The organism is Dethiosulfatibacter sp. (assembly GCF_983023055.1).
The window spans coordinates 1-4,879 of record NZ_CEZJXU010000170.1 but is presented as its reverse complement, the minus strand read 5'-3'; the positions used below and the strand labels follow the sequence as shown (position 1 = coordinate 4,879).

The following is a 4,879-nucleotide window of genomic DNA, read 5'->3' as shown; positions in this document are numbered from 1 at the left end:
AACCCCATAGATATCAATATAGGACTGGTATGGAAGAAAGACAGATATATTTCAGCGGCAACAAGGACATTCATCGATTTTCTTGATGATTAAATACCTTGAATCATTGGTATTTTACGGTTAAGGATAACTTTTCATGCTGGCAATATTCCCTTGTACACTATCCGCTTCGCGTCTAACGCGATGTGGCCGCTGTGTACTGGATGACGAGGCAGAGTTGTTTTATCATATTAAAAAGGTGTATAATATAAGTAAGGAAATACAAGTCAGACAAATTGGAGGATGGATGATGGATACTATTAGACTAAGTATTGAAAACAAGTTTGAAGCGGACATTTTTACCAATATTCTTGACGAGGAAAACATAAGTTACGACCTAATTGAAACCCATAGCCTTGCCTATGACGGAATTTTTGAAATGACCATGGGATGGGGTTATGTGGAGATACCTCAGGAGTTTAAGGAAAAGGCCGAGGAACTCTACAAAGAGTTCAAGGAGTCTCTGGAACACGAAATAATTAAGGAATAAAAACAATAAAAAGACTTCATTTCCTTTTGTGGAAATGAAGTCTTTTTGAGTAATAGTAAAATAATTGTTGCAAAATCGTAATAACAGGATATAATCATTAGTAAGTTAATATGTTTTATAATGATTAGGAAAAATTTAAGGAGTGACTTATGAAGATAACCACAAAAAGTCTTTATGCAATGGAAGCTGTAGTTGATCTTTATATCAATTCAACTATTGAGCATGAAAGCCTTATAAATATAAGCGAGAGATTGGATATTTCTGAAAACTACTTGAGACAGATTTTTATGAACCTGAAGAAGAAGGACATTGTTAAAAGCATCAGAGGTCCTTCGGGAGGATACTATCTTGGAAGGGATGCATCAACTATTACAGCAGGAGAAATCATAAGGGCTGTCGAAGGAGACCTTGAACCGGTGGAATGCTTGGAAAATAAAAGCTGTGAGCTTTTGGAAGAATGTGCAACAAGGATGTTATGGATGGATTTGAGAGATGTAATAAATATTACATCCGATGAAATAACAATAGAGTATCTTGGGAAATTATGTAGTTGAGAGGTGAAAAGCATGAAAATGTCTACTAAGAGCAGATATGGGTTGAGAGCCTTGATAGATCTCATAAAAAATAGGGAAGATGGTCCGATAAACCTTGAGGATATTGCAAATAGGCAGAAGATATCCAAGGGATATCTGGAACAGATTTTTTTTATATTTAAAAAGATGGGTATAGTAAGGAGTATTAAAGGTGCAAAGGGAGGATATTTCTTTAATTATGACTATATAAACATAAAGGTATATGATGTTTTGGTGGAACTGGAAGGAGACTTGAATATAATCGAATATCCTCTTAAGACTAATGTATTACGGGATTGTATAAGGGAAAACCTATGGGATAAAATAGATGAAGCTATAGAACAAAAGCTGAAATCAATGACACTTGAAGAACTGACTAAAAAAACTTGATATAAAATAAGATAAATAATTGGAGGAAAATCATGAATGAAAAGAAATTGAAATTTGATACCTTGCAGGTCCACGGTGGACAAGAGCCAGACCCAACAACAGGGTCAAGAGCAGTACCCATTTATCAGACTACATCATATGTTTTTAACAATGCGGACCATGCGGCAGATCTATTTGCCTTGAAGGAAATGGGTAATATTTATACAAGGATAATGAATCCAACAACTGATGTTTTCGAAAAGCGGATGGCTATGTTGGAGGGAGGAGTTGGAGCCCTTGCAGTAGCTTCAGGGTCTGCAGCTATAACATATGCAGTCATGAACATCGCTGGAGCAGGAGATGAAATAGTTGCAGCCAGCACCCTTTACGGTGGAACATACAATCTTTTTTCAGCTACTTTGCCAAAATATGGAATAAACACTGTTTTTGTTAATCCGGATAAACTGGAAAATTTTGACAATGCCGTTAATGAAAAAACAAAGGCAATATATATAGAGACAATCGGCAACCCTACCATTAATATCGTAGACATTGAAGAGGTTGCAAAGATTGCCCATAAACATAAAATCCCTCTTATTGTTGACAATACCTTTGCCACACCATACCTATGCAGACCTATAGAGCATGGTGCGGACATAGTTGTTCATTCTGCAACCAAGTTTATTGGTGGACATGGTACATCTATCGGAGGAGTTGTTATAGATTCTGGCAATTTCGACTGGGTAGGAAGCGGTAAATTTCCAGGAATGACTGAACCGGACAAGAGTTACAATGGTATAGTATATACTGATGCAGTAGGACCTTTAGCTTATATAATAAAGATGAGGGTGCAGCTTTTAAGAGATACAGGCGCTGCAATAAGTCCATTTAATTCATTTATGTTTTTGCAAGGACTTGAAACACTTTCTTTAAGGGTTGAAAAACATGTATCAAATGCAAGTAAGATAGCAAATTATCTGAATGGACATGAAAAGGTGACTTGGGTCAATTATCCAGGACTAAAGGACAATAAATATAATGAACTGGCTGAAAAATATCTTCCCAAGGGCGCAGGATCTATATTCACCTTCGGAATAAAAGGTGGAGTTGATGCAGGAAAGAAATTCATAGAAAGTCTTGAGATATTTTCTTTACTTGCAAATGTAGCTGATGCAAAATCATTAGTAATTCATCCTGCCACCACCACCCACCAGCAGCTCTCGGAAAAAGAACAATTACTTTCAGGTATCACTCCTGATATGATACGTATATCCATAGGTATTGAGGATGTTGAAGACCTTATTGAAGATATTGAACATGCTCTAAGCATTGTATAGAAATATAATATCCATTATGATATAAATAAAAAACAGACTCAAAGCCGGTTAACTACCAGTCTTTTGAGTCTGTTTTAGTTTGTATTTTATTAATACTATTTTTAAATCTGTTTTTCAAAATTTTTCTCAAGTGAAGAAGCAAGAATTATTCCCAGTTCTTCATAAGATTCATCAAGTGCCTTCATAACTTCAATGAGATTTTCATTGCTGTTATTCTCGCCCATATGGCCAAGCCTGAAAATTTTGTTTTCGAGGAAGTTGAAACCACCACCAATAAGCACACCCTTGCTTTTCATTTTCTCGAATAGAGAATTGAAAGTAATATCTTTTGGAAGCATTATTGTGGTTACTGTATTTGAATATCCATTTTCAGCATAAAGTTCAAGACCTGAAGAAACTACTGCCTTTCGCGTCATTTCTCCAAATGATTTATGGATTTTAACATAATCCACAGAGAGGGTTTTATCAATTGCTTTGTTAAGTCCGTATATCAGCTGCGTGGATTGAGTATATGGAAAAGACGTTGTTTCATAAAGATTCTTCCATATTCCAAGATTGCAGTAGAATCCTGATACTGGAGTTTTTCTAGACTCGATAACGTGCCATGCTTTGTTGCTAACAGTGATTAGGGTAAGACCAGGTATGTATGAGAGACATTTTTGGGAACCTCCTAGTAGAATATCGATATTCCATTCATCGAATTTCACTGGTTCACCTGCGATTGCAGATACCGAGTCCACTACGGATATTATTTCATAACTTTTCAAGAGCCTGCATATATCTTCAATGGAGTTCGTTATGCCTGATGGAGTCTCGCAATGGACAAGGGTTGCATATTTAAAGTTACTATCCTTCTTTAGAAAATTTTCAAGTTCTAAAATATCGATGTCTCTTTTCCTGTCTCCTTTGAAGAATACCGGTTCACCACCATAAATTTTGATAAAATCAGCAAATCCATCACCGAAAATCCCATTGGATATACAAAGGACCCTGTCTCCACTTTCTGTTAATGAGGCGCATGCAGCCTCAAGACCTAGAATGGCTTCGCCGCTCATTATGAAAGAATCCACCTTTGATTCGATTATCTTGTTGTATTTATTTGCAGTATCCTTGTAATGTGTGAAAAAATCCATATCAAGGTCTGGGTTTGTCCTGTTTCTGGCTGTCTCATTAATGGAATCCTGACTGATCATAGTAGGTCCGGGTGTCATTAAAAGCAAAGTTTTCATTACTGGCCTCCTAGATTATATTGGTTTTCTTTACTGCTGCTGCAAATGGAACTCCCACCATGATACCTAAAGCAATCTGGGTTATATTTCCGGGGATAGAAGTAATTGGAGCAATCCAGTTTCCGTAGAGGAGTCCTTCTGTAGCATAATATCCTGCAATCATCCATAGTCCGCCAAGTATAATTCCGAATACATTGTTTATAAGACTATTGCCTTTCTTGCCATTTTTATGTGCTATATAGCCTATTATAAACCCCATGATTCCTCTAACAGCGAAGGTAAATGGAGCCCATGCAACCCATCCTGACATTAGATCAAAAAGACACATGCCAAATGCACCGGCCATTGCACCTTTTTTTGGTCCGAATAATATGGCGATTGAAAACAGTGCCACATTTCCAAGATGTATTAAACCACCGTTTACTGATATAGGCAGTTTTATTTGTATAAAGTAGGTTGATACAAAGACGATGGCTATAAGCATCCCGTTGAGTGTAATATCATTTATTTTGGTTCTTTGTTTGATTTGTTCATTTCTTTCCACAATAATCCTCCTGAAATTTTTATCTTCTTATACTATATCCTGATTTTGTACTCTTAGAAATATACAGATTTAACTTTTTTGAAGGGTACAGATTAGATTTCCCAAATAAAAAAGTGTATGGCATTGTTAAATGTCATACACTTTTTGTTATATCTTTTTTACAAATTCTGATTTAAGACTCATGGCTCCAAAACCGTCAATCTTGCAGTCTATATTGTGGTCTCCATCAACAAGTTTTATGTTTTTTACCTTTGTTCCCTGTTTAATGGGAGCAGAGCTTCCTTTAACTTTCAAGTCTT

7 protein-coding genes are annotated in these 4,879 nt (G+C 36.2%); 4 read left to right on the top strand and 3 right to left on the bottom strand.

What is annotated here, in order from left to right:
- Positions 1-286: 286 nt before the first annotated feature.
- The 4 genes from AC3AX0_RS07220 (at position 287) to AC3AX0_RS07205 (ending at position 2,807) form a co-directional block, all read left to right on the top strand.
- Complete coding sequence (locus AC3AX0_RS07220; RefSeq protein WP_487549631.1) at positions 287-529, top strand: hypothetical protein; 243 nt, start codon at positions 287-289, stop codon at positions 527-529.
- A gap of 149 nt (positions 530-678) precedes the next feature.
- A complete protein-coding gene (locus AC3AX0_RS07215) occupies positions 679-1,083 on the top strand; it encodes an RrF2 family transcriptional regulator (RefSeq protein WP_487549630.1) in 405 nt (134 codons plus the stop codon).
- A gap of 12 nt (positions 1,084-1,095) precedes the next feature.
- Positions 1,096-1,491, top strand: a complete 396-nt coding sequence (locus tag AC3AX0_RS07210; protein WP_487549629.1) for an RrF2 family transcriptional regulator — start codon at positions 1,096-1,098, stop codon at positions 1,489-1,491.
- Between the two features lie 32 nt (positions 1,492-1,523).
- On the top strand, positions 1,524-2,807 hold the full coding sequence (locus AC3AX0_RS07205) for a homocysteine synthase (RefSeq protein ID WP_487549628.1): 1,284 nt from the start codon (positions 1,524-1,526) through the stop codon (positions 2,805-2,807).
- A gap of 101 nt (positions 2,808-2,908) precedes the next feature.
- Here AC3AX0_RS07205 and AC3AX0_RS07200 read toward each other — a convergent pair whose 3' ends face one another.
- From AC3AX0_RS07200 to AC3AX0_RS07190, 3 genes are all read right to left on the bottom strand, one after another.
- Complete coding sequence (locus AC3AX0_RS07200; protein WP_487549627.1) at positions 2,909-4,036, bottom strand: pyridoxal-phosphate-dependent aminotransferase family protein; 1,128 nt, start codon at positions 4,034-4,036, stop codon at positions 2,909-2,911.
- 10 nt (positions 4,037-4,046) lie between these two features.
- A complete protein-coding gene (locus tag AC3AX0_RS07195; protein WP_487549626.1) occupies positions 4,047-4,580 on the bottom strand; it encodes an ECF transporter S component in 534 nt (177 codons plus the stop codon).
- A 147-nt stretch (positions 4,581-4,727) separates the two neighbouring features.
- Positions 4,728-4,879 (bottom strand): alkylphosphonate utilization protein (locus AC3AX0_RS07190; protein ID WP_487549632.1); only part of this gene is annotated, 152 nt, incomplete at its 5' end.

Bases quoted from the DNA above. Each gene is read 5' to 3' on its own strand.
- AC3AX0_RS07220 (WP_487549631.1), top strand. From the start codon at position 287: ATGATGGATACTATTAGACTAAGTATTGAAAACAAGTTTGAAGCGGAC.
- AC3AX0_RS07215 (WP_487549630.1), top strand. From the start codon at position 679: ATGAAGATAACCACAAAAAGTCTTTATGCAATGGAAGCTGTAGTTGAT.
- AC3AX0_RS07210 (WP_487549629.1), top strand. From the start codon at position 1,096: ATGAAAATGTCTACTAAGAGCAGATATGGGTTGAGAGCCTTGATAGAT.
- AC3AX0_RS07205 (WP_487549628.1), top strand. From the start codon at position 1,524: ATGAATGAAAAGAAATTGAAATTTGATACCTTGCAGGTCCACGGTGGA.
- AC3AX0_RS07200 (WP_487549627.1), bottom strand. From the start codon at position 4,036: ATGAAAACTTTGCTTTTAATGACACCCGGACCTACTATGATCAGTCAG.